This is a genomic window from Dactylosporangium sp. NPDC050688 (assembly GCF_040654515.1).
Lineage (GTDB): Bacteria > Actinomycetota > Actinomycetes > Mycobacteriales > Micromonosporaceae > Dactylosporangium.
In genome coordinates, this window is sequence record NZ_JBFAIC010000038.1 from 82,522 (window position 1) to 107,728 (window position 25,207).

Consider the following 25,207-nt stretch of genomic DNA (forward strand, 5'->3'; position numbering starts at 1 on the left):
ACCGCTACCTGACCGCACTCCCCGCGGCCTGCGGCACCGGCACGGCCACCGCCGCGGGCGCATAGGCTGGCCGCATGACGGTGGTTGCGGTACGAGGCGAGGCACTGCGTGAGGTCGACCCGGAGCTGGCGGAGTTCACGGTCGTGGTGGTGGCGCGGGACAAGGACCGGCAGGCGGCGCTGACCCGGCTCCGGGAGCGGTCCGACGCGCTGCGGGCACTGCTGGACCGGCACAGCGAGGCGATCGAGCGCAGGGAGACCGGCGGGCTGCACGTACACCCGGAAACGGCGAAGAAGGGCGAGAAGGTCACCGCCTACTCCGGCAGTGTGGCGACCACGGTGGTCGTGCACGACTTCGCGGCGCTGGGGGAGCTGATGCTGACCCTCGCCAACCAGGATCAGACGCACGTGAACGGCCCGATGTGGTCGCTGCGGCCGGACAGCCCGGTGTTCCGGGCGGTGCGCCGGGACGCGGTCGCCGACGCGATCGCCCGGGGCAAGGAGTACGCCGACGCGCTCGGCGCGCAGGTGGTGGAGCTGCTGGAGCTGGCCGACCCAGGGCTGGGCCGGGGCTCGGAGTCCTTCGGGCAGTTCCAGACCTACGACCTGGCGGCGAAGTCGCGCGGCGCGTACGGCGGCGGCCCGGCGCTGGAGCTGGACCCGCAGCGGCAGCGGGTGCGGGCGGAGGTCGAGGCGCGGTTCACCATCACCACGCCGACCGCCCTGTAGACGGCGCTCAGAGCTCGATGACGGCGAACGGGTAAAAGGGCACCCGCACCAGCTCGTCGATCGTCACCGGCGTCGGCTGTCCCTCCTGGTCGAGCACCCGGAACGCGCCGCCGCAGTCGTCGCGGATCGTGCGCAGCAGGGCGGCGAAGCGTTCGGTGTCGGGGCCGAGCATGATCGCGTTCCACTCGAACACGATCCGCCGGATCCGGTCCTCCTTGATGAGGTTCATCATGCCGGTGAACGCGTGGTACTCCCCGCCCTCAATGTCGATCTTCAGCAGGTCGATCACGGGGAGGTCGGCGAGCGCGTCGTCGAGGCGCACCGCCGGCACCTCGATCATGGTGATCTCGTCGCGGCGGTGCGCGTGCGCCGGGCGCTGCTGGATGGAGGAGTCGCCGACGAACTTCGCCGAGGCGTGGAACTTGACCGTGGTGTTGTCCGAGTACGCCGCCTCGGTGCGCACCGTGATGTCATGGTCGGTCAGCCAGTTCAGCGACAGGTTGTCCTTGAGCAGGTCGCAGGTCGCCGGGTTGGCCTCGAACGCGATGATGCGCCCCTGCGTGCCGACCAGCTTCGCGGCGAGGACCGTGAAGTAGCCGACGTTGGCGCCGACGTCGACGATCGTGTGGCCCGGCTTCACGTGACCGGCGAAGAACTTCGTCAGCGGCGGCTCGATCGCGCCCCACGTGGTGAGCGCCGGCATGAGGCTGTAGTCGTCGGCGGGGACGACGAGCATGCCGCCGTAGACCAGATCGATCAGCATCCGGTCGCGGCCGATGTACGTGCCACGCATCGGGGCTCCTCTCGTACCCGATCATCTTGGCACCGGGAAGCAGGTCAGGTGGCCGAGTTGCTTGATATGCAAGCAGATACTTGCCTATCATGGGTGGCGTGAGCGACATCTTCAAAGCGCTCGCCGACCCGACCCGCCGGGCGATCCTCGACGAGCTGACCGACCGCGACGGCCAGACGTTGTTCGAGCTCTGCGGCCGCCTGACCATGAAGCACCAGATCAGCTCTTCCCGCCAGGCGATCTCGCAGCACCTGGAGCTGCTGGAGGCGGCCGGGCTGGTCGTGGTGCGGCGGGAGGGGCGGTACAAGTTCCATCACCTCGACACCGCGCCGCTGCAGGACATCGTGCGGCGGTGGCTGAACCCTGCGAAGGACACCTCATGATCATCAACCTGGCCAGCCTGTTCGTCGACGACCAGGCCAAGGCGCTGCGCTTCTACACCGAGGTCCTCGGCTTCGTGAAGAAGCACGACATCCCGCTCGGCGAGCACAGCTGGCTGACCGTGGTGTCGCCGGAGCACCCCGACGGCGTCGAGCTGGTCCTCGAACCGGCCGCCCACCCCGCGGTCGGGCCGTTCCGCGCGGCGCTGGTCGAGGACGGCATCCCGTACACCTCGTTCGCCGTCGACGACGTGCACAAGGAGCACGAGCGGCTGCGCGCCCTCGGCGTCGTCTTCACCCAGGAGCCGACCGAGATGGGGCCGGTGACCGTCGCCATCTTCGACGACACGTGCGGCAACCTCATCCAGCTCGCCCAGCAGCACTGATCAGGAACGTACAAGACGGCCGCCTCCGCCGCGGCGCACACTGGGTGCCGTGCGACCGGTGAACCTCACCGAGGCCCTGGCCTCCTTCGACGACGTGTACGGCCCGCGGATCGTGGCCCGGGTCAACGACTACGACGTGCGGATCGCGCACACCCTGGGCGAGCACGTGTGGCACGTGCACGAGCACACCGACGAGTTCTTCCTCGTGCTGGACGGGCAGTTCGACGTCGCGATCCGCGACGGGCACGGCGAGCGCACCGTGACCCTGCGCCAGGGTGACACGTTCGTCGTGCCCCGCGGCGTCGAGCACCGCCCGTCCTCGCCCGGCGGCGCGATCCTCATGTTCGAGCCGTCCGGCACCGTCTCCACCGGCGACCGCCACGACGGCGCGGTGCCCTCCCACGTCGACACCACCACCGGGCACAGCCTCTGACGGACGATGACCTGCTCCGCGACGGGCGTGCCGGCGGCGGGTCAGCCCGGTGTCCACTGTGTCCGTACCGCGCAGGTTTAGCGAAAAGCCAACTCGTCGGTTGACGCCCGCCGCGGAACGTTGCGAAAGCATTGCGGTCGAACCGATTCAGATGGAGGTACGACATGAGGATGCGCCGGTTCGTCGTCGCCCTGACCGCAATGGCAGCCACGACGTTCGGTGCGGTGGCGATCGCCCCGGCACCCGCCCAGGCGGCAACCAGCTGGAGCCTGAGCGGCACCGCCGGGGACGCCTACGGCGTCTGGGCGCACGGCACCTGGTGGTGGTCCGGCGGGCGCCTGTACCTGGAGGTCAATGTCAAGGACACCATTGCCGACGGCTACGGGGCTGTGATGGGCCTTACCGCCAGGTACAACGACGGCGGCACGCGGAGTGAGGTCGTGTACAACGGCGGCGGGGCAGGCACGACCGTCACCCGGCAGTTCAATTTCGCCGGGAACGTCACCAAGATCACAGCAGGCGAGTGCACCATCAACCTCAACACCTCCTGCGTCGGCGCTGAGGCTCGAATCTACTGACGCGAACCGTCCGACGACGACGGTAGGCAATGTGTGTGTGGGGCCGTCGCCTGCTGGCGGCGCCCCGCACGGCTACGAGCGGTTCGGCGGAGCCGGTCTCGTCAGCAGATCCAGCAGGACCGCGAGCGGTGGCCAGGCGCGGCGGCCCAGCCGGGTCACCGCGAACGCGCGCAGCCGCACGTCCGGGCGGCGCAGCGGTGCCAGCGCGACACCGGCGGCCACCGGCTGGTCGGCGGGCAGCAGCCCGACCCCCAGGCCGGCCGCGATCAGGTCCTGCAGCAGCTCCAGGCTGTCGGCGCGGTGCGCGATCCGGGGCGTGTAGCCGGCCATCGACGCGACGGTGCGCACCACGTCCTCGTCGGCCGTGTTGCGCGAGTTGACCAGCCAGTTCGTGTCGCGGAACGCCCGGAAGACCGCCAGCGCGCCACCGTCCACGCCTGCCCCGGCCGGCACCCCGAGGCTCCACCTGACGCTCCACAATGGACTGACCTCGACCGTGTCGGGGAACCCCGAGGGGGCGAGGTTGTAGTCGTACGTCAGCGCCAGGTCCACCTCGTCGCCGGCGAGCAGCTGCAGCGCCTCGGCCGGCTCGTGCTCGTGGATCAGCACCCGCAGCCGCTCGTGGCGAGCCGGCAGCGCGGCGACGATCGGCAGCAGCGACCGGCGGATCGCGGTGGCGAACCCCGCGACCCGCACCGTGCCGGCCGGCTCCGCCGACGGGTCCAGGTCCAGCCGGGCGGCCTCGACCGCGGCCAGGATGGTCACCGCGTGGCGGGCCAGCCGCCGCCCCGCCGGGGTCAGCCGCACCCGCCGCCCGTCGGGCTCGATCAGGGCGGTGCCGGCCTCCTTCGCCAGGACCGCCAGCTGCTGCGACACCGTCGACGTGGTGGTGCCGAGCTCCTCGGCGACCTCCCGCATCGAGCCCAGCCGGGCCAGCTCCGCGAGCAGCAGCAGGCGGTCATTGTTCAGCATTTTCGAACGGTACCTCAACAAATCTCACGTGGACGTGGACGGTTGCGATGCCGTGTACTGCAGGCATGTTCGCCGCGATCGCCGCCATGGTCTGCATCCAGCTCGGGCTGGCCGCCTCCGTCGGCCTGTTCGACAGCGTCGGCCCGTCCGGCGCCGTCTGCCTGCGCCTCGCCTGCGCCGCGCTCCTGCTGCTCGCGCTGGTCCGGCCGCGACCGCGCGACTTCACCCGGGCCAGCATCCTGGCCACGGTGGCCCTCGGCGTGGTCACCGCCGGCCTGACCCTGACGTTCATGGCCGCCGTCGCGCGGCTGCCGCTCGGCACCGCCAGCGCCCTGGAGTTCCTCGGCCCGCTCGCCGTCGCGGCGGCGCGAGGCCGGGGACTCGCCGTGCTCTGGCCGGTGCTCGCCGGCGGCGGCGTGCTGCTGCTCACCGAGCCCTGGCACGGCGGCACCGACCCGGCGGGCGTCGCGTTCGCCCTGGCCGCCGCCGCGTGCTGGGCCGGCTACATCCTGCTGACCCAGCACGTCGGCGACCACGTCAGCGGCTACGCGGGCCTGGCCGTCTCCACCACCGTCGCCGGGCTCGTCGCGGCGGCCGTGGCGGGCCCGGCGGTCGTCGCGGGCCTCACCTGGCCCGTGCTGGCCGCGGGGTTCGGCCTGGCCGTGCTGCTCGCCGTGGTGCCGTTCAGCCTGGAGATGTACGCCCTGCGCAAGCTCACCGCCGGTGCCTTCGGCACCCTGATGAGCCTGGAGCCGGCGATCGCGCTGCTCGTCGGCGGGGTGCTGCTGCACCAGGCGCCCGGCCCCCTCGCGGTGCTCGGCGTCGGGCTGGTGGTGGCGGCGGGGGTCGGCGCCGCCCGTACCGGATCACGGGCGGTAGACCCTGAGCGTGGTGCCATCGGTGAGGTACAGCCGCCCGCCGGTGACGACGGCGTGCCCGCTCGCCCGGTCGAACCGGCCTGCGCCGGGCACGTCCCGGCCGGTGACCGGTGACAGGACGCGCATGGGGTGCCCCTCGACCGTGACGTAGAGCAGCCCGCCCGCCCGGACCGGCCGTTGCGCCGCCCCGGGCAGCGTCCGGCTCCACAGCCTCGTGCCGCGGCCGGCGTGCAGCGCGGTGAGGGTGGCGCCCGTGGCCGCGTACACCCGCCGCCCGTCGATCGCGACGGACTCCGCGGTGCCGGGCCGCCGCCACGCGATGCCGCCGTCGCCGGCCCGGATCGCCGCCACTCCCGTCTGGTCACCCTGCCCCACCGGGTCGGGCACGGCGACGAACCGCTCCCCGGTCGCGGCGCGCGGCGTCCACCGCACCTTGGTGCGCCAGAGGTGCCGCCCACCGGCGACGGTCACGGCGGCGGCGCCGTGCGCGTCGTGCAGCAGCACCCGCCCCGCGGCCGACACCGGCCCGGCGAGGACGGCGCCGGTGCGGCTCCACCGTTTCGCGCCGTCGCGGCCGCGGTACGCGATGACCGTGTCCTCGTTCGTCATCGTCGCCCACCCCGACGTGACGACGGTGCCCGCGTCCACGACGAGCTCGTTGACGGGCGGCTCCTGCAGCACGTGCCAGCGGCGGGCCCCGGTCGCGGCGTCCAGCGCGTACAGGTGGCCGTCGGGGTCGCTGTTGGCGTAATAGCTCGTGCCGGCCACGATGAGCAGGCCGTCGCTGATCACCAGCTTGCGGAAGTCGGCGCCGTCGAGGATCTTCGGGTCCCGCCAGATCCGCTTGCCGGTGCCCGCGTCGAGCGCGGTGACCCCTTCGCCGTCCAGGACGTACACCGCCCGCCGGCGACGAGCGGCGGCGGCAGGGCGGGGGCGCACCCTTCCGCCCCGGCCGCCGGCGTGACCGACCACCGCTGCCTGAGCCGGCCCGGGACGGTGAGCGCGCGCAGTTGCGCCGCCGTGGTGCCGCGGGCGGTGAGGACGAGACCGCGCTCGCCGGACCGGGTCACCGACGGGTCGTCGAGCTTCGCGGCCCGCATCCTGGCCAGCAGCAGCGCCCGGGTCACCTCGAGGTCCCCGGAGCTCGAGGCGGTCACCGTCAGGCTGACCGCGGGGCCGGTGCCGACCCTCGACAGCACCACGACGATCCCCGTGGCGGCGAGGGCGAGCACTGCCACCACGACAGCGACCAGCATGAGCACCTGCCGTCCCCGCAACGCCATGCGGTCACTGTACGGGCGACGCTCAACCCTGTGACTGCGGGTACGCCGGCGGTGGCAGGGTGTAGGTATCGTGATGGCGATGGATGACTGGCGCAAGGACCGGATCCGGTCGGCACTGCAGGGCCGCAACCCCACGGTGCTGGCGCGGCTGTCATCGGGGTTCGCCGTCATCGGCGACACCCAGTTCCTGCCGGGCTACTGCGTTCTGCTGTCCGACGACCCCGACGCCGACCGCCTCGCCGACCTGCCCCGGGCGCGACGCCTGGCGTTCCTGGCCGACCTGGACCTGATCGGCGAGGCGGTGCAGACCGTGTGCGCCCGGCGCGACCCCGAGTTCCGCCGGGTCAACTACAGCGTCCTGGGCAACCTCGACCCGATCCTGCACGCGCACATCCATCCGCGGTACGGCTGGGAGCCCCCGGAACTGCTCCGCGGCCCCGTCAGCCACTACCCACCGGCGGTGGCGCGGGCGGTGCCGCTCGGCCCCGAGCACGACCCGCTGGGCGCCGACCTCACCGCCGAGATCCTGCGCCTGAGCGCCGACTACGACGAGCTCGCCCGGATCCCCGAGGACTTCCCGGGTCTGTGAGGCACCGGTCACGGGCCGTCATCGCGCTGGACACGGCGGCGTGCGACCCCGAGGATCGGGGTGTAGCGCCTACCGGGGGGAGGCGGCACGTGCCACGTCCATACTTTTCGCTGGAAGCGCCGGGTGCGGGGGCGACCGCGACGATCGACCAGCCGGCCCGGCTCGCCGCGCAGGCCGCGCAGTGGCAGCGGCGGCGTGATGAGCGGGCGCGGGTCAGGGCCGAGTTCGCGGAGGCCCGGGCGCACGGGCTGGCCGCCCGCCACGCGACCAAGCTGGCCCGGCTCCGCAGTGCCAGGGCGCTGGCCGTTGCGGCCGATGCACCTCGCCGGTCTGCGCCTGGACCTGATTCTCGGCCGGTGCAGGTCGCCGATGCTGGCCGCGGCCGGCATGCAGTGGTCGGGCGGCAAGCAGTGGGCGGGCGGCAAGCAGTGGGCGGGCGGTCAGACCACCGGGTCGAGGATGGCCGCGAAGCGCTCCTCGGCGAGGTCGAGCTGGCCGAAGATGTGCTGCTTCACCAGCCGGGACAGCGGGGTGTCCGGCCGGGCGACCAGCTCCCGCAGCACGGGCACGAGCGGGCGGTATTTCGCCGCCGAGCGGGCCACCTTCGGGCCGGTGGTGTGGATGACGCCGACGCCGTTGTCGGTGAAGTCGGAGACCTTCAGCACGCGAGCCCACGGCTCGCGCTCCAGGCTCTGCCGGACATGCCGGCGGTATTGCTCGTCCCTGTCGGCGGCCGGGTCGTAGACGGGGTTGGTGACGGCGGCGACGAGGTGGGCAGTGCGGGCACCGAAGCGGGCGGCGAGCGCCGCGAGGGCGGACTCGGCGCCGGCGCCCGGGACGCCGGCCAGCTCGTCGGGGTGGTCCTCGACCGCGTCGTGCAGCACGGCGGCCGTGATGACGTCGACGTCGCTGACCTCGTAGTGGTGCATGACGCGGATCGCGACGCGCAGCAGATGGTTGATGTAGGGCTCACGGACCCGGCGGTCGTCACGGTGCAGGCTTGTCGCGACGTCGAGGGCGTCGACCAGCCGTTGGCGCTCGGGGGCGGCGAAGCGCTGGATCTCCAGACGGTAGCGCTCGCGCAGCCCGTCCTCCCCGTAGACCTCGGTGATCGCGTGCATCGGCATCGTCGAGAGGTACGGCGGATAGTCCATCATCAACATATAGCGGATCACGGCAACCGGTGGTTGACCTCAAGCCTGGTTGAGGTTGCAGGATCGTCCAGTGATGCGAGCGGTGTGGTGGCGCGCGGTCGGTCCCCCGTCGGTGCTGGAGCTGGGGGAGGCCGCCGAGCCGGTCCCCGCCCCCGGCGAGGTGCTGATCCGGGTGGAGGCGGCCGGGATCACGTTCATCGAGACGCAGACGAGGGCCGGTCGGGCCCCGAAGGCAGGCGCGGTCCCGCCGGCAGTGCTGGGCAACGGGGTGGGCGGGACCGTCGCCGGCGTCGGCGCGGACGGCGACCGCGGGCTGGTCGGCCGGCGGGTGGTGGCGAGCCTCAACGGCACCGGTGGATACGCCGAGCTCGCGGTCGCCGCCGCCCGCAACGTGGTGCCGGTCCCCGACGGCGTGCCGACCCTCGAGGCGACGGCGCTGCTCGCCGACGGCCGCACGGCGCTCGGGCTGCACGAGCTCGCCGCGCCGCGGCCGGGGGAGACCGTCCTCGTCGAGGCCGCGGCGGGCGGGCTCGGCACCCTGCTCGTCCAGCTCGCCGTCGCCGCGGGCGCCCGCGTCATCGGCGCAGCGTCCGGCGAGCGGAAGCTCGCGTTGATCCGCGACCTGGGCGCCGAGGCCGTCGACTACACCGTCCCCGGATGGGCGGACCCGTTGCCGGGCCTCGACGTCGTGTACGACGGTGTCGGCGGCACCATCGGCCGCGAAGCCCTCGCCGCGACGGCCCCCGGCGGCCGGTTCCTCGTGCACGGCGCCGCCGGCGGTCCGTTCACCCAACCCGGCGGTCCGTCCACGCAACCCGGCGGCCCGTTCACGCAACCCGGCGGTCCGTCCACGCAACCCGGCGGTCCGTTCACCCAACCCGGCGGTCCGTTCACGCAACCCGGCGGCCCGTTCACGCAACCCGGCGGTCCGTTCACGCAACCCGGCGGCTCGTTGACGCAACCCGGCGTGACCGCGTTCGGCTTCCCGGAGCTGCTGCGCATCGGGCAGCAGGCACCGGAGCTGACGGCCCGCGCCCTGCAGGCCGCCGCCGAGGGCCGGCTCCGCCCGGTCATCGGCCAGACGTTCCCGCTCGCCCATGCCGCTGATGCCCACGCCGCCATCGAAGCCCGACAGACCCTCGGCAAGACCCTGCTCATCGTCTGACCCGCACCGCCGCCCGGGGGCGAGCGGGGCGTGCATCGTCACCGTCAACCCGGCGTGTCGGCGGATCTCGGCCAGGAGCGCCCGATTCCGCCAGTCGGGTCGCCGGACGGTGCAACCGACGTCGATCGTCGTCGACGACTACACCCGGCTGGCCGACCGGCGTCGTGCAGGCCGCCGAGACTGCCGTCGCCTGCGCCGAGATCCTGCCTGTCGTTGCCCCACCTGGCGGCCGGCACAGACGACGGTCTGGGCATCGGCGTGCCGGTGCGGGCGGCGCGTGCGGTGCCCCAGTCGTACAGGGCCTGCAGGACCGGGGCGAGGCTGGCGCCCTCCTCGGTCAGCCGGTACTCCACGTGCGGCGGCACGGTGCCGAAGTCCTCGCGGGACACCAGGCCGTCGGCCTCCAGTTCGCGCAGGCGCTGCACCAGCATCTTCTCGCTGACCTGGGGCATGCGGCGGCGCAGTTCGCCGTACCGGTGCGCGCCCTGCTTCAGGTGCGCCAGGATGACCGGGCGCCACCGGCCGCCGATGACGTCGACGGCGAGCTCGACCGGGCAGTGGTAGCGCTTCTCCACCGTGCGGGCTCCCTACTTACCGGAAAGTGCGTACTGGATCACCAACCGGGCGCTGTGGTCGAGTGTTCCCATGGACAAGCAGCAACCGCCGACACTGTACGAGTGGGCCGGCGGCACCGAGGCGTTCATGGCGCTCTGCGAGGCGTTCTACCGCAAGGTGCCGCAGGACGTGCTGCTGGCGCCCGTGTTCGCGCACATGCACCCGCGGCACGCCCAGCACGTCGCGACCTGGCTCGCCGAGGTGTTCGGTGGTCCGGCCACGTACACCGCTGCGCACGGCGGCTACCCGTACATGCTGAACCAGCACCTGAACAAGGGCGTCACGGAGCCGCAACGGCGGCGCTGGGTCAACCTGATGCTCGACGCGGCCGACGAGGTCGGGCTGCCGGGCGACCCTGAGTTCCGCGCGGCGTTCGTGGGCTACCTGGAGTGGGGCACGCGGCTGGCCCGGGAGAACTCGCAGCCAGGCGCGAACCCGCCGCGGGAGGCGCCGGTGCCGCGCTGGGGATGGGGGGTGGCACCGCCGTACCAGCCGTGAGACAACGGCTCTCAGGGGTTGCCGGGCAGGGCGGCGGCGATGCCGTTGAGCACGGTGTCCAGGCCGTACTGGAAGCGCGCGTGGGGCGACATGTGGGAGAGCCGCCCCTCGCGGATGGCGCGGCTGAACATCGGGTAACTGCCGGATTCGACGACGTGCCTGACGTACGGTCCGACGTACTCGGCCATCCACTGCTTGCGATCCATGCCGGTGCTCCGGGCCTGGTCCAGCCAGCCGATCTCGTCGCGGACAGCGCTGGCGACGTAGTCGCCCACCATGCCGTACAGGCTGGTCATCTCGTCGATGTGCAGACCGAATCCGTCGAGGGCGCTGAGCGAGTAGTCGTAGACCCGCAGTGAGTTGGGGCCGAGCGTGGGGCGCCGGGCGAGGGTGGCCTGCCAGGGGTGGCGCAGGCCGACGGCGCGGGTCTGGTGGGCCACCAGCGAGAGGTCCCTGCGCCAGTCGCCGCTGGGCCGTTCGGGCAGCTCGACCTCCCCGACCACCGCGTCGAGCATGAGGTCGATCAGGTCGTCCCGCCTGGGCACGTACCGGTAGAGCGACATGGCGCCGGTGCCCAGCTCCTGGCCGATCCGGCGCATGGTCGCGGCGTCCAGCCCTTCCTGATCGGCGATCTCGACGGCGACCCGGGTGATCTGGGCCCGGCTGTACCCGGGTCGCCGGCCCGGGCCGGACCGCTCCACCTTCTCCGGGCGCATCCAGATGCTGACCTGATGCTCGGCGGCGGACATCACACCTCCCCTTCTTGCGTACATCGTACTCGAAAGGCTAGCTTGCATTTCGAGTACGACGTACGCGATTGGAGTGAACCGTGAGTCGACCTCTGCGTGTGGGCGTGTTCGGGGTGATCCTCGGCATGATCACAGCGCCGCTCGACGGGATGATGCTTGGGCCTGCGCTGCCGGTGATCGTCGGTGACCTCGGCGGGCTGGAACACTTCTCCTGGGTCGTGACGGCCTACCTCGTCGCCATGGCCACCTCGACGCCGATCTGGGGCAAGCTCGGAGATCTGTACGGGCGCAAGCCGGCATACCTGTCGGCGATCATCCTGTTCCTGCTCGGGTCCGGGTTGTCCGGAGCGGCCCAGGACATGGCGCAGCTCATCGGCTTCCGAGCGGTCCAGGGCCTCGGCGGCGGCGGTCTCATGGTCGGCGCCCTCGCGCTCATCGCCGAGTTGGTGCCTCCCCGGCAGAGCGGCCGGCTCATGGGCCTGTTCGGCACGATGATGCCCGTCGCCTTCATCGCCGGCCCGCTGCTCGGGGGACTGTTCACCGACCACCTCAGCTGGCGGTGGGCCTTCTACGTCAACATCCCGCTCGGTGTGGCCGCCGTGCTGCTCATCGCCACCACCGTGCCGGCCGCAGCCCGGCGGATCAAGGCCCGCATCGACGTCCCAGGCGTACTGCTGCTCAGCGCCGCCATGGTCGCGCTGACCCTGCTGGCGAGCTGGGCCGGCAGCCGCTACTCCTGGGGGTCGGCGCCGATCGTCGGGCTCGCCGTCGTGAGCCTCGTGGCCCTGGCCGCGTTCGTCGCCGTCGAACGGCGCGCCGTCGAACCGGTGGTCCCACTGCGGCTGTACGGCAACCGCAACTTCACCCTCGCCCAGATCCTGCGGCTGCTGGCCGGCGCCGCAATGATGGTGTTCGCCACCTTCCTGCCCCAGTACCTGCAACTGGTCAAGGGAGCATCCGCGACCGCGAGCGGCATGTTGATCCTGCCCGCGATGCTCGGCATGGTCGTGGTACTGATCGGCAGCGGCCAGCTCATCAGCCGCACCGGCCGCTACCGTGCCCACCCCATCCTCGGCGGTGCGCTGCTGGCCTGCGGGATGCTTGTCCTGCTCGCGCTCGGGCCGGGCGCCGATGTGGTGCTCGCGTCGGCGCTCACGCTGTTCGGCGGTGCCGGTGTGGGCCTGCTGATGCAGAGCACGACGATGGTCACCATCAACAGCGCACCGCCGCGTGACGTCGGCGCGGCCAGCGGATCGGTCACGCTCTGGCACACCATGGGCGCCTCACTGGGCGCCGCCGGGCTCGGTGCCCTCTACACCAACCAGCTGCATGCCACGCTCGACGATCGCCTCAGCGCCGCCGAGGCTGCTCGGATCCTCTCCGCCGGCGAGCTGACCGCCGGCGCCGTCCACCAGCTCCCAGCCGCTGCGCAGGATGCCGTACGCGCCGCGGTCACCAACGGCGTGCACGCCATCGCCCTCGCCGGCGCCGCTCTCGGCTTCCTCGCGTTCGCGCTCGCCTGGCTCGTTCGCGAGACGCCGCTGCGCACCGAACAGTCCACCCCTACACCCGTTCTGGAGCAGAATCATGTCTGACAATCGACTGCGGCTGGCCGTCCTCATCGGCAGCATCCGAGACGGGCGGGTCGGCCCGACCGTCGCCAACTGGTTCGTCGGCGAGGCCGAGCGCCGCGACGACATCCTCGTCGACCTCATCGACCTGGCCGACGTGCCGATCGGCTCGGCCGCGCCGACGATGGCGCCCCCGCCGGAGGTGCTGGCGGCGCTGCGCGAGCTGACCCCACGCCTGGACGCCGCTGACGCCTTCGTCGTGGTGACCCCGGAGTACAACCACAGCTACCCGGCCGGGTTGAAGAACGTCATCGACTGGCACAACACCCAGTTCCACGCCAAGCCGGTCGCGTTCGTCTCCTACGGCGGGATGTCCGCCGGCCTGCGCGCGGTTGAGCACCTGCGCGCGGTCTTCGCCGAACTGCACGCCGTCACCACCCGGGACACGGTCAGCTTCCACAACGTGTGGGAAACGTTCGACGGCGACGGCCGACCCAAGGAACCGCAGCGGTCCGCAGCCGCGGCCAAGATCGTGCTCGACCAGGTCACCTGGTGGGCGCAGGCCCTCAAGAACGCCAGGACCACGTCCCCGTACCAGGCCCTGAGCACCACCCGATGAGAGGCGCACCGACGTGCCGGCACTGGCACCGCCGTACCAACCGTGAGACAACGGGCCTCTCAGACATTTAGCCTGAAAGTGTGGGAGGCTATCAGCTGAGCGTCGACTTCGGCACGTCGAGCACCGTCGCGGTGCTCGCCGGGCCGGACGGCGAGCACCGTCCGCTGCTGTTCGACGGTGAGGAGTTCCTGCCGTCCGCGACCTGCCTGGACAACGCGCCGCACCTGCTCGTCGGGCGCGACGCGCTCGCCCTCGGCCAGGCGTATCCGGACCGGCTCGCGGCGTACCCGAAGCGCGCGGTCGACCGCGGCGCCGTCGTGCTCGGCGGCGTCGAGTGTCCCGTCGGCGACCTGTACGCGGCCGTCTTGGCCCGCGTGGCGGCCGAGGCCCGGCGCGTCGCGGGTGAGCCGATGAGCACCGTCACCCTCGCGCATCCCGCCTGCTGGGACCGCCGCCGCCAGGCCACGCTGACCCGGGCCGCGGCGAAGGTCGGCCTCGCCCCCACCAGGCTCGTCGCCGAGCCGGTCGCGGCCGCCCTGCACGTGGTCGATTCCGGCACGCTCGAGGTGCCCCAGGCTTCCTCGCTCATCGTGTACGACCTGGGCGCCGGCACCTTCGACGCCGCCGTCGTGCGCCGCACGGGCGGGACGTTCGAGATCCTGGCGCAGCGGGGCCTGCCGGACGCCGGCGGCCTGGACCTCGACGCGGCGATCGCCGCGCACCTCGGTGGGCTGCTCGCCGACGACACGATCCGCTGGGAGCGCCTGGCCCGCCCGCAGACCGCCGACGACCGCCGCGCCGCGCGCCGCCTGTTCGACGAGATCCGCGCCGGCAAGGAACTGCTGTCCGTCGCCGGGTCCACGACGATCCTGGTGCCGCTGTTCGAGGAGTCGGTGCCGCTGACCCGGGCCGACCTGGAGCGCATCGCCCGGCCGCTGCTGGACCGCACGGTGGCCGCGACGGTCGCCACCGTCGCCGAGGCGAACGTGACCCACGCCGAGGTCGCCGGCATCCTGCTCATCGGCGGCTCCTCGCGGATCCCGCTGGTGGCGCGGCTGCTGCGCGAGGCGCTCGGCGTGGTGCCGACCGCGGTCCGGCGCCCGAAGCTGGCGGTCGCCGACGGCTGCCTGCCGGTCCGCCCGCGCGGCCAGGCCCGCCGCCCCCGCCTCGCCGAGCAGGCCGAGGCCGCACCGCCGGGCGCCGAGCGGGCCGCCGGCTCGCGGCCGGGCGCCGAGCAGGTGGCGGCCGCGCGGCTGTTGGTTGCGGTGCCGCCGGTTACGGAACCGCCGTTTGCGGAGCCGGGCACCGCAACGGGTCGCCGGACGCAACCCGATGCGCCCCGGTTCGCGCCGGCAGCGTTCAGGCCGGCGAGGGACGCAAAGCCCAAGCCCGCCACCGCCGCCCCGGCGAACAGCAGGAGCACGGCGCCGGGCGCGAGGCCCGCGGAAGCCAAGGTCGCCACGGCGAAGGCAAAGGCGGCCACCGGCAAGGGCCCGAGGTCGAAGGCGGCCCGCGTGGCGAAGGCCGCGGCCGGGACGCTCGCCGGGGCGGCGGTGGCGGTCGCGGCGGGGGTTTGGGTGGGGTTCGTCGTGGCGCCGTCGGACTCGTTCTCCACGATCCAGGTCGGCCAGTGCGTACGCCAGGACGGCGCCCAGGCCCGCCGCGTCGACTGTGCGGAGGTGGACGCGTACACGGTCACGGCGAGGGTGTTCCCGGCGGGGTCGTGCCCGGATCCGGGCCAGCCGTATGCGATGCAGGAGCAGACCCAGCTGTGCCTGGCCCCCGCCGCGCAGAACACCTTGCCACAGCCGGGCGGACAGCGGGTGGGCGGTCAACGGGCCGGGTCGCCGGCCGTGGACGGCGCGGAGGGGGCGGGGGTGCGGCCCGCGGACCCGAAGCAGAGCACCAAGGCCCGCCGGTTCGGCCCCTGAGCCAGGGCCCGCGCGAATGCGGTCAGGAGCGGGACAGCTCCGTGATGCGGCGCAGGAGCAGGCCCTCGCGCAGGGCCCACGGGCAGACGTCGACGTCGGTGATGTCGAGGGCTTCCATGGTGGCGGCGGCCACGATCGCGCCGGCGAGGATCTGGCGGGAGCGGCTGGCGGCGACGCCGGGCAGGGCGGCGCGCTGCTCGGGGCGCATCGCGGCGAGGCGCGGGATCCAGTCGTGCAGGCCGTCGAGGGTCAGCCGCCCGTCGGCGCCGGCGACCCTGGACAGCTGCTTGAACGTCTTCGACGTCGCGATCCGGCAACCCCCGCCGTCCGCCCTCCGCGTCGGGGCGGCGCCGGCCCCGGAGGCAGGACCGGCACCGACGCCGGCACCCGGCCCGGCCGCAGCACAGGCGCCCGGTCCGGAGGCGGCCTCGGCGCCGAAGGCGGCGCGGAGGCGGGCGACGTGCGGCCGGACGGTGCGCAGCACGTGCCGGTGCACTGCGGCGACGTCGCGGGCGGTGGCCGGGTGGCAGGGCAGCATCGTGCGGGTCAGCCGGGCCGCGCCGAGCGGCAGCGACACCGCGACACCCGGGGTCTCGCCGGCGCCGGCCGCGATCTCGGTGGTCGCGCCGCCGATGTCCAGCAGCATGACCGGACCGGCGGCGCGGCCGAGCCAGCGGCGCACCGCGAGGAACGTGACGCGGGCCTCGTCCTCGCCGCTGAGGGAGCGCAGCTCGATGCCGGCGGCCTTGCGGACGCGGGCGCGGATCTCCTCGACGTTGGTGGCGTCGCGGATCGTGGCGGTGGCGAGGGGGATGAGGTCGATGACGGCGTGGCGGCGGGACGCGTCGACGGTCTCGGTCACCGCGGACACGAGCCGGTCCACGGCGTCGTCGGACAGCGCACCGTCGTCGTCGACGGAGTCGGCGAGCAGCGTGGGTGCCTTGAGGCGGAACACCGACCGCGGCGGGCCCCCGGGGCGGGCGTCCACCACGTGCAGGTGCGCGGCGTTGGAGCCCACGTCGAGCACGGCCAGTCGCATCGGCACCTCCCCACCGTCCGGATCGCTCAGACCTGACGCGCTACCCGAGCATTCTCGCACCGAAACATTGCGAAACCGTGGCGCCCGCCGGACATCCACATTGGACACCGGTCAGTCCGGGACGTGGCCGAGATCGATGATGCAGAACCGGTTGCCGTCGGGGTCGGCGAGCACCACGAAGTCGGGGTCGGCGGGATAGCTGTCCCACGCGACCCGCTGCGCGCCCAGGGCCACCAGCCGGTCCGTCTCGGCCCGCTGCTCGGCGGCGCCGGCGACGTGCAGGTCCAGGTGGATGCGCGGGTGCTCCTGCGGCGGGGTCACGTTGGCCTGCAACGCGATCGGGGTGCCGGCGCCGCCGGGCGGCACGAGGATCGTCGCGGCGCCGCCGAAGCCCTCCTCGTGCACCCGGTACCCCAGCGCCTCCTGCCAGAACCGGATGGCCCGCGGCACGTCGCCGACGCCCAGCACGATCGCACCGATCCTCAGCACGCGGTCAGCCCTTCGGCGCCTCGAAGACGAGCATCGCGCCGGCGGGCGGGTCGCCGTAGATGGCGCGTACCGTGGTCTCGTCGAAGCGGGACTCGTCGGCGACGTTGACGAAGTCGCGGATCGCGGTGCCCGAGCAGTACGTGTCGGCCAGGGGCGCGCCGCGGCCGGTCAGCACGTCGGGGACGTGCACGGTGCGGAAGTCCACGCTGTAGCGGGTCAGGCCGGACGTGTTCGGGGTGGAGCGGTGCAGGTGGGCGCCGGAGAACAGCAGCACCTGGCCGGGCGCGGGCAGCACGACCAGCTCGTTGGGCGGGTTGTGGTCGATCGCGCCGGGGCGGACCTGCGCCTCCTGCTTGACGGACGCGGCGGTGGTGAGCCGGCCGACGTTGTTGCGGTAGTAGTCGAAGTCCGCGGAGTCGTTCTCGACGGGCGCGTTGAAGCGGTCCAGGTCGAAGGACATGGCGTTGTCGTCGCGGGCCGGGAAGATCGGCAGCCACCAGTTGAGCTGCTGGCGCGGCGCGGAGTACCACACGTCGCGGTGCCACGGGAAGGCGAACGCGACGCCGGTGGTCAGGTGCCCGACGGGGAACGAGGTGCGCGGCTTCGGCACGTCGAAGTGGGTCTCCTCGGCGGTGAAGCCGGCCTCCTCGATGATGTTGCGGACCAGCTTCTTGGACCGCTCGTCGTGGATGAACCGCGGCTTCCACGGGCCGAGCAGCGCGGCCATCGCGGCCGGCTCGAAGTGCTCGTGGACGTGCTCGGGGTCGTACGGGGCGAACAGCTCCGTCAGCTGCTCCCGGGCGTGGTCGACGAACTTCGCGACCGAGGGCAGCTTCGTCATCACCAGCAGGTGACCGTCGTAGAGGCGTTGGCGGAGTATTTCAGGTGTTGCCTGCAGGTCGACGTGAACGGCCATGATTATTTCCTCCCCGGGGAAAACATTCGCAGGTGAGCCTAGGCATCCCGGCGATGCCGCGTCACCCGGATCCGAGGTTGGTACCGGGCGGGTCAGGATTCCAACTGAAGCGGTGGGCCGCCCCTCAGGTGATCGGCTGACCCGGACCCGCCCCGCCCGTACCGTCGTCAACGGTGACTCCGTCTCGGCGTACGGGCTGTTCGTCGAGCACTACCAGAAGGACGAGGTGATCTGGAACGGTCAGAACGGCCGGACGATCTTCTTCCAGAACGAGAAGCCGTACGACCCACCGAGCCAGTCGGCGTGGCGCACGGACGCGCGCGGCTATGCGGCGTACAAGGTCGCGGACACCGTCACGTCGCACGAGGCGTGGGGGATGGGCAGCTACTGCAACTTCACCGCCGACCCGTCGATCGTGAACGAGCACGGCTTCGAGACCCCGGTCAACCCGAACGTGAAGTTCCACGACCTGCTCACCGTGTCGCTGGGCGGCAAGGGCACGATCGCCCACGTCATCAACAGCACGGGCGGGCCGGCGCAGGGCACCGACACGGTCCCCGTGTACCTGGTGAGCTTCCCGTAGGGCCCGCGATCATACCGGTGTGCCGTTTCGGTTAACAGAGTTTGACATTGCCGCTCCATCGACGTACAACTCTGTGAGAGCGCTCTCAGCAAGGCTTGCCCGGGTCGGCCGCCACCGGCCCGGGCAGGTTCCGCGCACCCCCTCGGCAGAGGGTCAGCTCAACGGCAGGCCCGTCCGGCATGGGAGCGCCGGACGGGCCATCTGCGTCACCGGGCCGCGGTGCGCTCAGAGCTCGTCCCAGGCCACCGACGCCAGCGCCTTCGTCACTGTGGCCATCAGTGGCTCGTCGACGGCGAACGCGTGCTCGTCGATGGCGGTGACCGGCACGACGCCGATCGAGTTGGTCACGAACGCGGCGCGGTACGCGGCCAGGTCGGTGAGGGTGACCACGGCGCGGCGGGACGGCAGCAGCGGCTCCAGCAACTGCATCGCGACGCCCGGCAGGGCGGGGGCGTCCGGCCAGACGACGTCGGCGCCGTCGAAGAAGGCGATGTTGTGCACCGCCGTCTCGGTGATCTCGCCGTCGGGGGTGGTGAGCAGGGCGTCGTCGAAGCCGTGCTCGACGGCGGCGCGGCCCCAGTAGATCTGGCCGAAGCTGCCGAGGTGCTTGATGTGCGCGACCGGGCGCTGGTACGGCACCGACATCAACCGCAGCGGCGACGGTGAGGGGTACACCGGTTGCCGGACCGCGACGAGCACCGACAGCGGACCGCCCGGCACCGGCTGGTAGACGTTGACCCGCACGGCCGCGTCGGGTACGTCCCGCACGGCGTGGCGCAGCAGGGCGCGGGCGTGCGCGGGGTCCAGCGGCGTGTCGAACAGGGCCAGCGACGCCGACGCCAGGCGGCTCAGGTGCAGGCCCAGGCCCTGCACGCGACCCGAGCGGACCTGCAGGGCGGTCAGGTGGCCATAGTTGACCAGCGCCGGGTGGTACAGCTGCTCAGCGCTCGGCACCTGCCCGTCGATCTCCAGCCGGATCAGCCCGTTCATGATCGTCCACCATAGTCCCTGTACCGTAGGGCGGTGGACCTGCGCTCCGGCACGCTCGAGGCACGGGAGGAGCTGCTGCACGAGCTCCTGGACCGGGCACCCGACGACGTCACCGCGGCCGAGGCGGTCCGCGCCGTCGTGCGGGACTACGGCGACTACCACCGCTCCCTGTACACCAGGGCCCTGAACCGGGCGGACGTCTTCGTCGACGACTCGCTGCGCGAGCCGCTGCTGGCCGCGCTCACCGACACCCGGTACAACTGCCAGGCCTGGGCGGCGATGGGCTGCGCCGCCGGCGGCTTCACCGAGGCCGTGCCGGCCCTGCTCGACCTGCTCGACGACCGCGACTGGAACGTGCGCGAGCAGGCCGTGCGCGCCCTCGGCCGGCTCGGCGACGCGAGCGTGGTGCCCGTCCTCGCCCGGCTGCTCGGCGACCCGCAGGAGTACACCCGCCAGCACGCCGCCGACGCCCTCGCCGACATCGGCGGACCCGAGGCGCTCGACGCGCTGTGGCACGAGCTGGAGCACCGCCGCTACCCCCGCATCGGGTACATCGCCAGCAACCTCGCCCGCTTCACCCCCGATATCCTGCCCCGCCTCGAACAGGCCACCGCGAGTCCCGACCCGAACCAGCGGTACTGGGCGGCGGTCGCGCTCGGCTCCACCGGCGACGAGCGGGCCACCCCGATCCTGGAGCGGCTCATGGCCACCGACCACGCCGCCACCGTCTTCGACGGCCGGGTCGACGTCGCCGCCAAGAAGGCGCTGCGCACCCTGCGCCGCATCCAGGCCGCGATCGCCGCCCGATCCGCCACCGGCTGAATCCGCCGACGGTGAACCACCCTTGATCGCCGCCGCCGGCCGCGATCGGGTGAGCGGATGCGCACCGGTGTCCGCTCCTCGCCGTACTGGCCCGTCGTCAGCCACCCGCAGCTCGGCCGGGTCCTGCCCGGCCTGGTCGTCTCCGCCCTCGGCGACGGCATGTCCCTCGTCGCCGTCACCTGGCTGGCGCTGCAACTGGCCCCGGAGGCGCACGGCGGCACCTGGGTGGCGGTCGCCGTCGCCGCGTACTCGCTGCCCAGCGCCGCCGGCGGTGTCCTGCTCGGCCGGTTCCTCCGCGGCCGCGGCGGCGCCCAGCTGGCCGGCTGGAACGCCGTGCTGCGCGCCGCCGGCCTCGGCGCGATCGCCGTGACCGCCGCGTTCGGCGGTCTCTCCCTCGGCCTGTACGTGACGCTCCTGGCCGTCTCGTCGCTGCTGGCCACGTGGGGGTCGGCCGGGCAGTACACGCTGATCGCCGAGCTGCTGCCAGCCGAACACCATCTGCCGGCCAACGCCGTGATGACCACGATCCGCAACGTCGCCACCGTCGCCGGGCCGCCGCTGGCGGGGCTGCTCATCGGCTGGACGGACGCGGCGACGGTCATCGCCGTGGACGCCGCGAGCTTCGCCGTGCTGGCGGTGACCTACCGCCTCGCGGTGCCTGCTACGCCCTCGCCTGCTGTGTCTCCGTCTGCTTCGTCGGCGCCCGGGTTCGCGGCGCTGCGCGCCGACCGGACGTTGCTCGGGCTGCTGGCGCTGTCGTTCGCGTTCTTCCTGCTGTTCGGGCCGTTCTACGTCGCCATGCCCGTGCACGTCGCCACCGACCTGCACGCCTCCGCCACCGTCCTCGGCGTGTTCTACACCGCGTTCGGCGCCGGTGCCCTGCTCGGCGGGCTCGCGGCCGGCTACTTGAGCCGCTGGTCGCTGTGGCCGACGACGATCGGCATCGTGGTGGCGTTCGGCGCGGCGATGCTGCCCCTCGGCCTCGGCGCGCCCACCCCGCTCGCCGCGGCGAGCTTCGCCCTCGCGGGGGCGATCTGGGCGCCGTACATGGCGACGTCCATGGCCCTTTTCCAGCGCACGACACCCGCCGCCGAGCTGCCGTCGGTCCTCGCCGCCAACGGCTCCGTGCTGGTCCTCGCCGTCCCGCTCGGCACGATGCTCGGCGGCCCGCTGGTCGGCGCCCTCGGGGCCCGCCCGACCCTGCTGGCGTGCGCGGTGGGGACCGTCGCCCTCGGCGTGGTCGCCGCGGGGCTGCGCATGCTGCGGCGGTGAGTTTTGTCGTACCCCTGTGGTGGGATCGGGGCGTGGATCTGGTGGTGGAGCGGCACGGTGGCGAGTTCAGGCTGGTGCGGGTGCCTTCGCAGCTGGTGCCCGCGGTGGGCAGGGCGGGGTTCACGTCGCGGGACGGGTATTGGTGCAAGCGGTTCCCGGACGGCACCCCGCACCTCGACCGCGCCTGGTCCAACTTCCAGCGGCTGATCCTGCCGATGCTGCGCCAGGTTGCGGGCCTCGACCCGGTGCCGTGGGCTGACGCGCTGGAGGAGGTGTGCCGGCGCCTGGAGCCCGCGGGCGTCGACTGGTGGCTGACGGGGAGCGCGGCCCTGGCGGTGCGCGACATTCCCGTCACCCCGGGCGACCTCGACCTGGTCGTGTCCGACGGCGACGCGCTGCGGGTGGGCGACCTGCTGCTCGACGGCCTGATGGAGCCGGTGGCCCCGGCGGACTGGTTCTGCTCCTGGTGGGGGCGCGCGATGATCCCCTCGCCGGGCGGTGCGGACTGGGACGCTTCACCCGGCGCGGAATCTGGCGGTTCGGCCGGCGGAGGCGGTGCGATCGACGATGGTGCTGCTGGCGGAGCGGGCGGGGCCCGGGTGGAGTGGGTCGGCGGGGTGGGCCCGGCGGCGGACGAACCGTTAGCGACCGACTTCGGCCTGGCCGCCGCGGCACGCCTGGAGACCGTGCGCTGGCGGGACTGGTCGCTGCGCGTCCCGCCGCTCGATCTGCAGCGCGCGGTCAGCGTGCGCCGTGGCCTGCACGACAGGGTGGCGCTGATCGACGCGCACGCCTCCTGAGCCGTCTCCGGTGCGCCGCGCAGCGCCAGTCAGCCCCGCGCGCCCACGGCGCCGGCGGGACCGCTGCCGTCGGCTCCCGTGTGCAGGCTCTGCCGCGGGACCGTCAGGCTCGGTCCGATCACCAGCACGGAGGAAACCGGCGCCTCGACGGGTTGCCTCGCCGGTGAGCGCGCGGCCCGTCCCGGCGGCCGGCCCGCCCCGGCGGCCGGCCGGCCCGTGCGCGTTGACCGTGCGAGCCGAGCGGCCTCGGGGTCAGTAGGGCTGGCCGCACACCTTCCACTCGCCGCCCTCCTTGACCAGGGGGAACGCGTGACGGTCGGTGAAGCCGGTGTCGAGCGTCAGCACGAGGGTGACGGTCGCGGTGGTGCGGCCGTTGTTGTTCATCACGTTGACGCCGGAGAAGGAGTGGCTGCGGATCTTCGGCTGGCTCGCGACGCCGTCGCGGAAGGCGGCGCTGGTGAACTTGGCCTGGGTCGCCTCGCACAGCAGGGCGTAGGCGGCGTCGGCGTTGCCGTCCTCCAGGTGGGTGACGAACGTGTCCGCCGCGGTGCGGGCCGGTTCGGTGGCGTTCTTGACGCCCTTGAACAGCTGGTAGCCGCCGAAGACGAGGCCGCCGCAGCACAGGACGAGCACCACGCCGAGCACGATCAGGATCGTCTTCCACGGCCGCTGCTGCCTGGGCGGCTGGGGGACTTCGTAGGGGTACGCCACGCCGACACCATAGGGGACCGCGGCGGGAAAGTCAGGGGTTGGTGATGAAGCGTTCAGGGCGGACGAGCACGGCGACCCGGCGGTCCTCGAGCATGACCCGGTCGTACTCGTCGAGGTCGGGATGCACGCCGCCGGCGGCGTGGTACACGTCGCGCAGCAGCAGGCGCAGGGGCTCGGCGCCCGCCTCGGGGCCGATCACCTCGGCCGGGCCGCTGACCGAGATCCACTCCCAGCCGGCCCTGAAGACGAGGGTGGCCCGCGGCCGGTCGGCGAGGTTGCGCAGCTTTGCCGTGCCGCCGCGGGAGACCAGCGCGACGACCGGCTCGCCGGTCAGAGGGTGGGGCAGGATGCCCGCGTTGACCACGGACGTCGACGGCTCGCCGTCGGGGCGGACCGTCACCAGGACCGCCAGCCAGTGCTCCCGCTCGGCGAGCTCCGCCACCCGCCGCAGGCCCGCCTCGCTCGTCATCACGCCGACCAGCCTATCCCCGCGCCCGCCGCATGCCGGGCCGGTGACGGGGCATACCGCAGACATGAGCTTTGCATCGACCGCGCCCACTTCCAAGGAAGACCCCAGCGGCACGCAGCCCAGCGCCGCGCACGAGCCACCCACGCTGCTCATCCTCGGCGCCGGCGGTGACCTCACCGCCCGGTTGCTGCTGCCCGGCCTGGCCGGGCTGCTCGCTCACGGGGGCGCGGCGGGCCTCACCCTGATCGGCTGCGGCACCGACGACTGGACCGACGCCCAGTGGCGCGAGCATGTCACGGCGGCGGTCAAGGGCAGCGCCGGCGGCGACGAGCGGGTCACCCAGGTGATCGAGCGGTCGCGGTACCACAAAGCCGACGTCACCGATCGAGCCGACCTGACCCGCCTGCTGGGCGAGTGCACGGGCGTCCCGGTGCTGTACTTCGCGCTGCCCCCGGCCGTCACGGTGCGCGCCTGCCAGGTGCTCACCGGCATCGACGTACCGGACGGCACGCGGCTGGTGCTGGAGAAGCCGTTCGGCACCGACGAGGCCTCGGCCGCCGACCTCAACGCGCTGATCAACCGGATCGTGCCGGAGCAGCGGATCTTCCGCGTCGACCACTTCCTGGGCATGTCGACGGTGCTGAACATCCTCGGGCTGCGCTTCGCGAACCGGATCGTCGAGCCGCTGCTGAACAACGGCCACGTCGAACGGGTCGAGGTGGTGTTCGACGAGGACCTGGGCCTGGAGGGGCGGGCGGGCTACTACGACAGGGCCGGCGCGCTCGTCGACATGGTCCAGAGCCACCTGCTGCAGGTGCTCGCGCTGCTCACGATGGAGCCGCCGGCCACGCTGACCGCCGGGGACCTGCGCGACCAGAAGGCGCTGGTGCTGCGCGCGACCAGGGTGTGGCAGGACGACCCGGTGCGGTGCAGCCGCCGTGCCCAGTACACCGCCGGCACCGTCGGGTCGCGGCGGCTCCCGGCGTACCGTGGCGAACCCGGCATCCCGCCGGACAGCGGCACCGAGACGCTCGCGGAGGTGCTGTTGACCGTCGACACGTGGCGGTGGGCGGGTGTGCCGTTCCTGCTGCGTTCCGGCAAGGCGCTCGGCCGGCCGCGCAAGGACATCGTCGTCACGTTCCGGCCGTCGCCGAAGGTGCCGGGCGGCTTCACCGGCCACGACCGCCCCGACCGGCTCCGCATTGGGCTGCGCCCCGACCGGCTACGGCTCGACCTCAACCTGAACGGTCCCGGCGACCCCACCCGGCTCGACCAGGTCACGCTCGGCGCCGACTTCGGCGAGGGTGACCTGCCGCCCTACGGCGAGGTCCTCGACGGCGTGCTCGCCGGCGACCCGACGCTGTCCGTGCGCGGCGACACCGCCGTGCAGTGCTGGCGCATCATCCGGCCCGTCCTGGACGCCTGGCGCGACGACCATGTCCCGCTGGACACGTACGCCGCCGGCAGTGACGGCCCCGAAGGCTGGACCCGTCCATGATGGACGGTCAGCGCAGCAGCAGGTTCGCGCCGAGCGTACACAGGACGGACACCACCAGCGAGGCCAGGATCATGAGCAGGCAGCCGAGCCCGCCGGCCAGCGGCCGGATCTCGACGTTTCCGATTCGCATGCGACTGCCGGTACCCGCCGCCCGGCCGGTCCAACCAAACGGGCCGGGCTCCCGAGGGAACCCGGCCCGCGTGCGTGGTGGTGCTCAGCTGACGGTGACGGCCAGGTCGTCCAGGACGAAGGAGGTCTGCAGGGAGGAGTCCTCGGTGCCGTTGAACTTGAGGGTG

The 25,207-nt window shown here is 73.0% G+C and carries 30 protein-coding genes and 1 pseudogene; 17 read left to right on the top strand and 14 right to left on the bottom strand.

What is annotated here, in order from left to right; all coding sequences use genetic code 11:
• Positions 1-74 precede the first annotated feature (74 nt).
• Positions 75-728: an SIMPL domain-containing protein gene (locus AB0H83_RS30665; protein WP_360100819.1), complete on the top strand. Its 654-nt coding sequence runs from the start codon at positions 75-77 to the stop codon at positions 726-728.
• A gap of 7 nt (positions 729-735) precedes the next feature.
• On the opposite strand, the gene AB0H83_RS30670 is transcribed toward AB0H83_RS30665, so the two are convergent.
• Complete coding sequence (locus AB0H83_RS30670) at positions 736-1,521, bottom strand: FkbM family methyltransferase (RefSeq protein ID WP_360100822.1); 786 nt, start codon at positions 1,519-1,521, stop codon at positions 736-738.
• An 89-nt stretch (positions 1,522-1,610) separates the two neighbouring features.
• On the opposite strand from AB0H83_RS30670, the gene AB0H83_RS30675 reads away from it, so the two are divergent.
• The 4 genes from AB0H83_RS30675 to AB0H83_RS30690 all read left to right on the top strand — a co-directional run bounded on the left by AB0H83_RS30675 (position 1,611) and on the right by AB0H83_RS30690 (position 3,298).
• A complete protein-coding gene (locus AB0H83_RS30675) occupies positions 1,611-1,904 on the top strand; it encodes a metalloregulator ArsR/SmtB family transcription factor (protein ID WP_360100825.1) in 294 nt (97 codons plus the stop codon).
• Complete coding sequence (locus AB0H83_RS30680; RefSeq protein ID WP_360100828.1) at positions 1,901-2,287, top strand: VOC family protein; 387 nt, start codon at positions 1,901-1,903, stop codon at positions 2,285-2,287. Before AB0H83_RS30675 ends, AB0H83_RS30680 begins: the two co-directional genes overlap by 4 nt.
• 49 nt (positions 2,288-2,336) lie before the next feature.
• A complete protein-coding gene (locus AB0H83_RS30685) occupies positions 2,337-2,720 on the top strand; it encodes a cupin domain-containing protein (protein ID WP_360100831.1) in 384 nt (127 codons plus the stop codon).
• A gap of 164 nt (positions 2,721-2,884) precedes the next feature.
• On the top strand, positions 2,885-3,298 hold the full coding sequence (locus AB0H83_RS30690; RefSeq protein WP_360100834.1) for a hypothetical protein: 414 nt from the start codon (positions 2,885-2,887) through the stop codon (positions 3,296-3,298).
• A 72-nt stretch (positions 3,299-3,370) separates the two neighbouring features.
• Here AB0H83_RS30690 and AB0H83_RS30695 read toward each other — a convergent pair whose 3' ends face one another.
• The gene (locus AB0H83_RS30695) at positions 3,371-4,270 is read right to left on the bottom strand and encodes a LysR substrate-binding domain-containing protein (protein WP_360100837.1); all 900 of its coding nucleotides are present in this window, start codon (positions 4,268-4,270) and stop codon (positions 3,371-3,373) included.
• Between the two features lie 65 nt (positions 4,271-4,335).
• Between AB0H83_RS30695 and AB0H83_RS30700 the strand changes: the two genes are divergently transcribed.
• Positions 4,336-5,262 (top strand): EamA family transporter, encoded by a 927-nt coding sequence (locus AB0H83_RS30700; RefSeq protein ID WP_360100840.1) that lies wholly within the window; start codon positions 4,336-4,338, stop codon positions 5,260-5,262.
• 42 nt (positions 5,263-5,304) lie between these two features.
• Here AB0H83_RS30700 and AB0H83_RS30705 read toward each other — a convergent pair.
• Together AB0H83_RS30705 and AB0H83_RS30710 are read right to left on the bottom strand one after the other, a co-directional pair.
• Positions 5,305-6,045 (bottom strand): annotated as a pseudogene (locus tag AB0H83_RS30705) (PQQ-binding-like beta-propeller repeat protein); the annotation flags it as partial.
• Positions 5,937-6,431: a hypothetical protein gene (locus AB0H83_RS30710; RefSeq protein ID WP_360100843.1), complete on the bottom strand. Its 495-nt coding sequence runs from the start codon at positions 6,429-6,431 to the stop codon at positions 5,937-5,939. The gene AB0H83_RS30710 and the pseudogene AB0H83_RS30705, both read right to left, overlap by 109 nt.
• A 79-nt stretch (positions 6,432-6,510) precedes the next feature.
• On the opposite strand from AB0H83_RS30710, the gene AB0H83_RS30715 reads away from it, so the two are divergent.
• Positions 6,511-7,020 carry a diadenosine tetraphosphate hydrolase gene (locus tag AB0H83_RS30715; protein WP_360100846.1) on the top strand — a complete coding sequence of 170 codons (510 nt, stop codon included), beginning with the start codon at positions 6,511-6,513 and terminating at the stop codon, positions 7,018-7,020.
• A gap of 440 nt (positions 7,021-7,460) precedes the next feature.
• Here AB0H83_RS30715 and AB0H83_RS30720 read toward each other — a convergent pair whose 3' ends face one another.
• Positions 7,461-8,174 (bottom strand): HD domain-containing protein, encoded by a 714-nt coding sequence (locus AB0H83_RS30720; RefSeq protein WP_360100849.1) that lies wholly within the window; start codon positions 8,172-8,174, stop codon positions 7,461-7,463.
• 73 nt (positions 8,175-8,247) lie between these two features.
• Between AB0H83_RS30720 and AB0H83_RS30725 the strand changes: the two genes are divergently transcribed.
• Positions 8,248-9,339: a zinc-binding dehydrogenase gene (locus AB0H83_RS30725; RefSeq protein ID WP_360100852.1), complete on the top strand. Its 1,092-nt coding sequence runs from the start codon at positions 8,248-8,250 to the stop codon at positions 9,337-9,339.
• 44 nt (positions 9,340-9,383) lie between these two features.
• Here AB0H83_RS30725 and AB0H83_RS30730 read toward each other — a convergent pair whose 3' ends face one another.
• Positions 9,384-9,914 (bottom strand): helix-turn-helix domain-containing protein, encoded by a 531-nt coding sequence (locus AB0H83_RS30730; protein ID WP_360100855.1) that lies wholly within the window; start codon positions 9,912-9,914, stop codon positions 9,384-9,386.
• A gap of 70 nt (positions 9,915-9,984) precedes the next feature.
• On the opposite strand from AB0H83_RS30730, the gene AB0H83_RS30735 reads away from it, so the two are divergent.
• On the top strand, positions 9,985-10,452 hold the full coding sequence (locus AB0H83_RS30735) for a group II truncated hemoglobin (protein WP_360100858.1): 468 nt from the start codon (positions 9,985-9,987) through the stop codon (positions 10,450-10,452).
• Between the two features lie 11 nt (positions 10,453-10,463).
• On the opposite strand, the gene AB0H83_RS30740 is transcribed toward AB0H83_RS30735, so the two are convergent.
• The gene (locus AB0H83_RS30740; RefSeq protein WP_360100861.1) at positions 10,464-11,201 is read right to left on the bottom strand and encodes a TetR/AcrR family transcriptional regulator; all 738 of its coding nucleotides are present in this window, start codon (positions 11,199-11,201) and stop codon (positions 10,464-10,466) included.
• Between the two features lie 80 nt (positions 11,202-11,281).
• Here AB0H83_RS30740 and AB0H83_RS30745 point away from each other — a divergent pair, with 80 nt between their 5' ends.
• The 3 genes from AB0H83_RS30745 to AB0H83_RS30755 all read left to right on the top strand — a co-directional run bounded on the left by AB0H83_RS30745 (position 11,282) and on the right by AB0H83_RS30755 (position 15,322).
• Positions 11,282-12,796, top strand: coding sequence for an MDR family MFS transporter (locus tag AB0H83_RS30745; RefSeq protein ID WP_360100864.1), 1,515 nt, complete (start codon positions 11,282-11,284; stop codon positions 12,794-12,796).
• Entirely contained in the window at positions 12,789-13,391 is a 603-nt protein-coding gene (locus AB0H83_RS30750; protein ID WP_360100867.1) for an NAD(P)H-dependent oxidoreductase, read from the top strand. The genes AB0H83_RS30745 and AB0H83_RS30750 overlap by 8 nt, the downstream gene beginning before the upstream one ends.
• A gap of 80 nt (positions 13,392-13,471) precedes the next feature.
• A complete protein-coding gene (locus AB0H83_RS30755) occupies positions 13,472-15,322 on the top strand; it encodes an Hsp70 family protein (RefSeq protein WP_360100870.1) in 1,851 nt (616 codons plus the stop codon).
• A gap of 22 nt (positions 15,323-15,344) precedes the next feature.
• Here the strand turns inward: AB0H83_RS30755 and AB0H83_RS30760 are convergent, their stop codons facing one another.
• From AB0H83_RS30760 to AB0H83_RS30770, 3 genes are all read right to left on the bottom strand, one after another.
• Positions 15,345-16,361, bottom strand: coding sequence for a hypothetical protein (locus AB0H83_RS30760; RefSeq protein ID WP_360100915.1), 1,017 nt, complete (start codon positions 16,359-16,361; stop codon positions 15,345-15,347).
• A gap of 111 nt (positions 16,362-16,472) precedes the next feature.
• Positions 16,473-16,850 carry a VOC family protein gene (locus tag AB0H83_RS30765; protein WP_360100873.1) on the bottom strand — a complete coding sequence of 126 codons (378 nt, stop codon included), beginning with the start codon at positions 16,848-16,850 and terminating at the stop codon, positions 16,473-16,475.
• A 4-nt stretch (positions 16,851-16,854) separates the two neighbouring features.
• On the bottom strand, positions 16,855-17,766 hold the full coding sequence (locus tag AB0H83_RS30770; protein WP_360100876.1) for a hypothetical protein: 912 nt from the start codon (positions 17,764-17,766) through the stop codon (positions 16,855-16,857).
• A 112-nt stretch (positions 17,767-17,878) separates the two neighbouring features.
• On the opposite strand from AB0H83_RS30770, the gene AB0H83_RS30775 reads away from it, so the two are divergent.
• A complete protein-coding gene (locus AB0H83_RS30775; protein ID WP_360100879.1) occupies positions 17,879-18,349 on the top strand; it encodes a hypothetical protein in 471 nt (156 codons plus the stop codon).
• 225 nt (positions 18,350-18,574) lie between these two features.
• Here the strand turns inward: AB0H83_RS30775 and AB0H83_RS30780 are convergent, their stop codons facing one another.
• The gene (locus AB0H83_RS30780) at positions 18,575-19,339 is read right to left on the bottom strand and encodes an aminotransferase class IV (RefSeq protein WP_360100882.1); all 765 of its coding nucleotides are present in this window, start codon (positions 19,337-19,339) and stop codon (positions 18,575-18,577) included.
• Between the two features lie 33 nt (positions 19,340-19,372).
• Here AB0H83_RS30780 and AB0H83_RS30785 point away from each other — a divergent pair, with 33 nt between their 5' ends.
• Genes AB0H83_RS30785 through AB0H83_RS30795 form a run of 3 tightly spaced genes read left to right on the top strand, consistent with a single transcriptional unit; the run spans position 19,373 to position 22,233 of the window.
• Complete coding sequence (locus tag AB0H83_RS30785) at positions 19,373-20,161, top strand: HEAT repeat domain-containing protein (protein ID WP_360100885.1); 789 nt, start codon at positions 19,373-19,375, stop codon at positions 20,159-20,161.
• Between the two features lie 57 nt (positions 20,162-20,218).
• Positions 20,219-21,433, top strand: coding sequence for an MFS transporter (locus tag AB0H83_RS30790; RefSeq protein WP_360100888.1), 1,215 nt, complete (start codon positions 20,219-20,221; stop codon positions 21,431-21,433).
• Complete coding sequence (locus AB0H83_RS30795) at positions 21,430-22,233, top strand: hypothetical protein (RefSeq protein WP_360100891.1); 804 nt, start codon at positions 21,430-21,432, stop codon at positions 22,231-22,233. Before AB0H83_RS30790 ends, AB0H83_RS30795 begins: the two co-directional genes overlap by 4 nt.
• A gap of 252 nt (positions 22,234-22,485) precedes the next feature.
• Here AB0H83_RS30795 and AB0H83_RS30800 read toward each other — a convergent pair whose 3' ends face one another.
• Positions 22,486-22,944 (bottom strand): DUF4878 domain-containing protein, encoded by a 459-nt coding sequence (locus AB0H83_RS30800; RefSeq protein WP_360100894.1) that lies wholly within the window; start codon positions 22,942-22,944, stop codon positions 22,486-22,488.
• 31 nt (positions 22,945-22,975) lie between these two features.
• The gene (locus AB0H83_RS30805; protein ID WP_360100918.1) at positions 22,976-23,413 is read right to left on the bottom strand and encodes a TIGR03618 family F420-dependent PPOX class oxidoreductase; all 438 of its coding nucleotides are present in this window, start codon (positions 23,411-23,413) and stop codon (positions 22,976-22,978) included.
• Between the two features lie 64 nt (positions 23,414-23,477).
• On the opposite strand from AB0H83_RS30805, the gene AB0H83_RS30810 reads away from it, so the two are divergent.
• Positions 23,478-24,911 carry a glucose-6-phosphate dehydrogenase gene (locus AB0H83_RS30810; protein ID WP_360100897.1) on the top strand — a complete coding sequence of 478 codons (1,434 nt, stop codon included), beginning with the start codon at positions 23,478-23,480 and terminating at the stop codon, positions 24,909-24,911.
• 7 nt (positions 24,912-24,918) lie between these two features.
• Here AB0H83_RS30810 and AB0H83_RS30815 read toward each other — a convergent pair whose 3' ends face one another.
• On the bottom strand, positions 24,919-25,041 hold the full coding sequence (locus tag AB0H83_RS30815) for a hypothetical protein (protein ID WP_360100900.1): 123 nt from the start codon (positions 25,039-25,041) through the stop codon (positions 24,919-24,921).
• Positions 25,042-25,207: the final 166 nt, after the last annotated feature.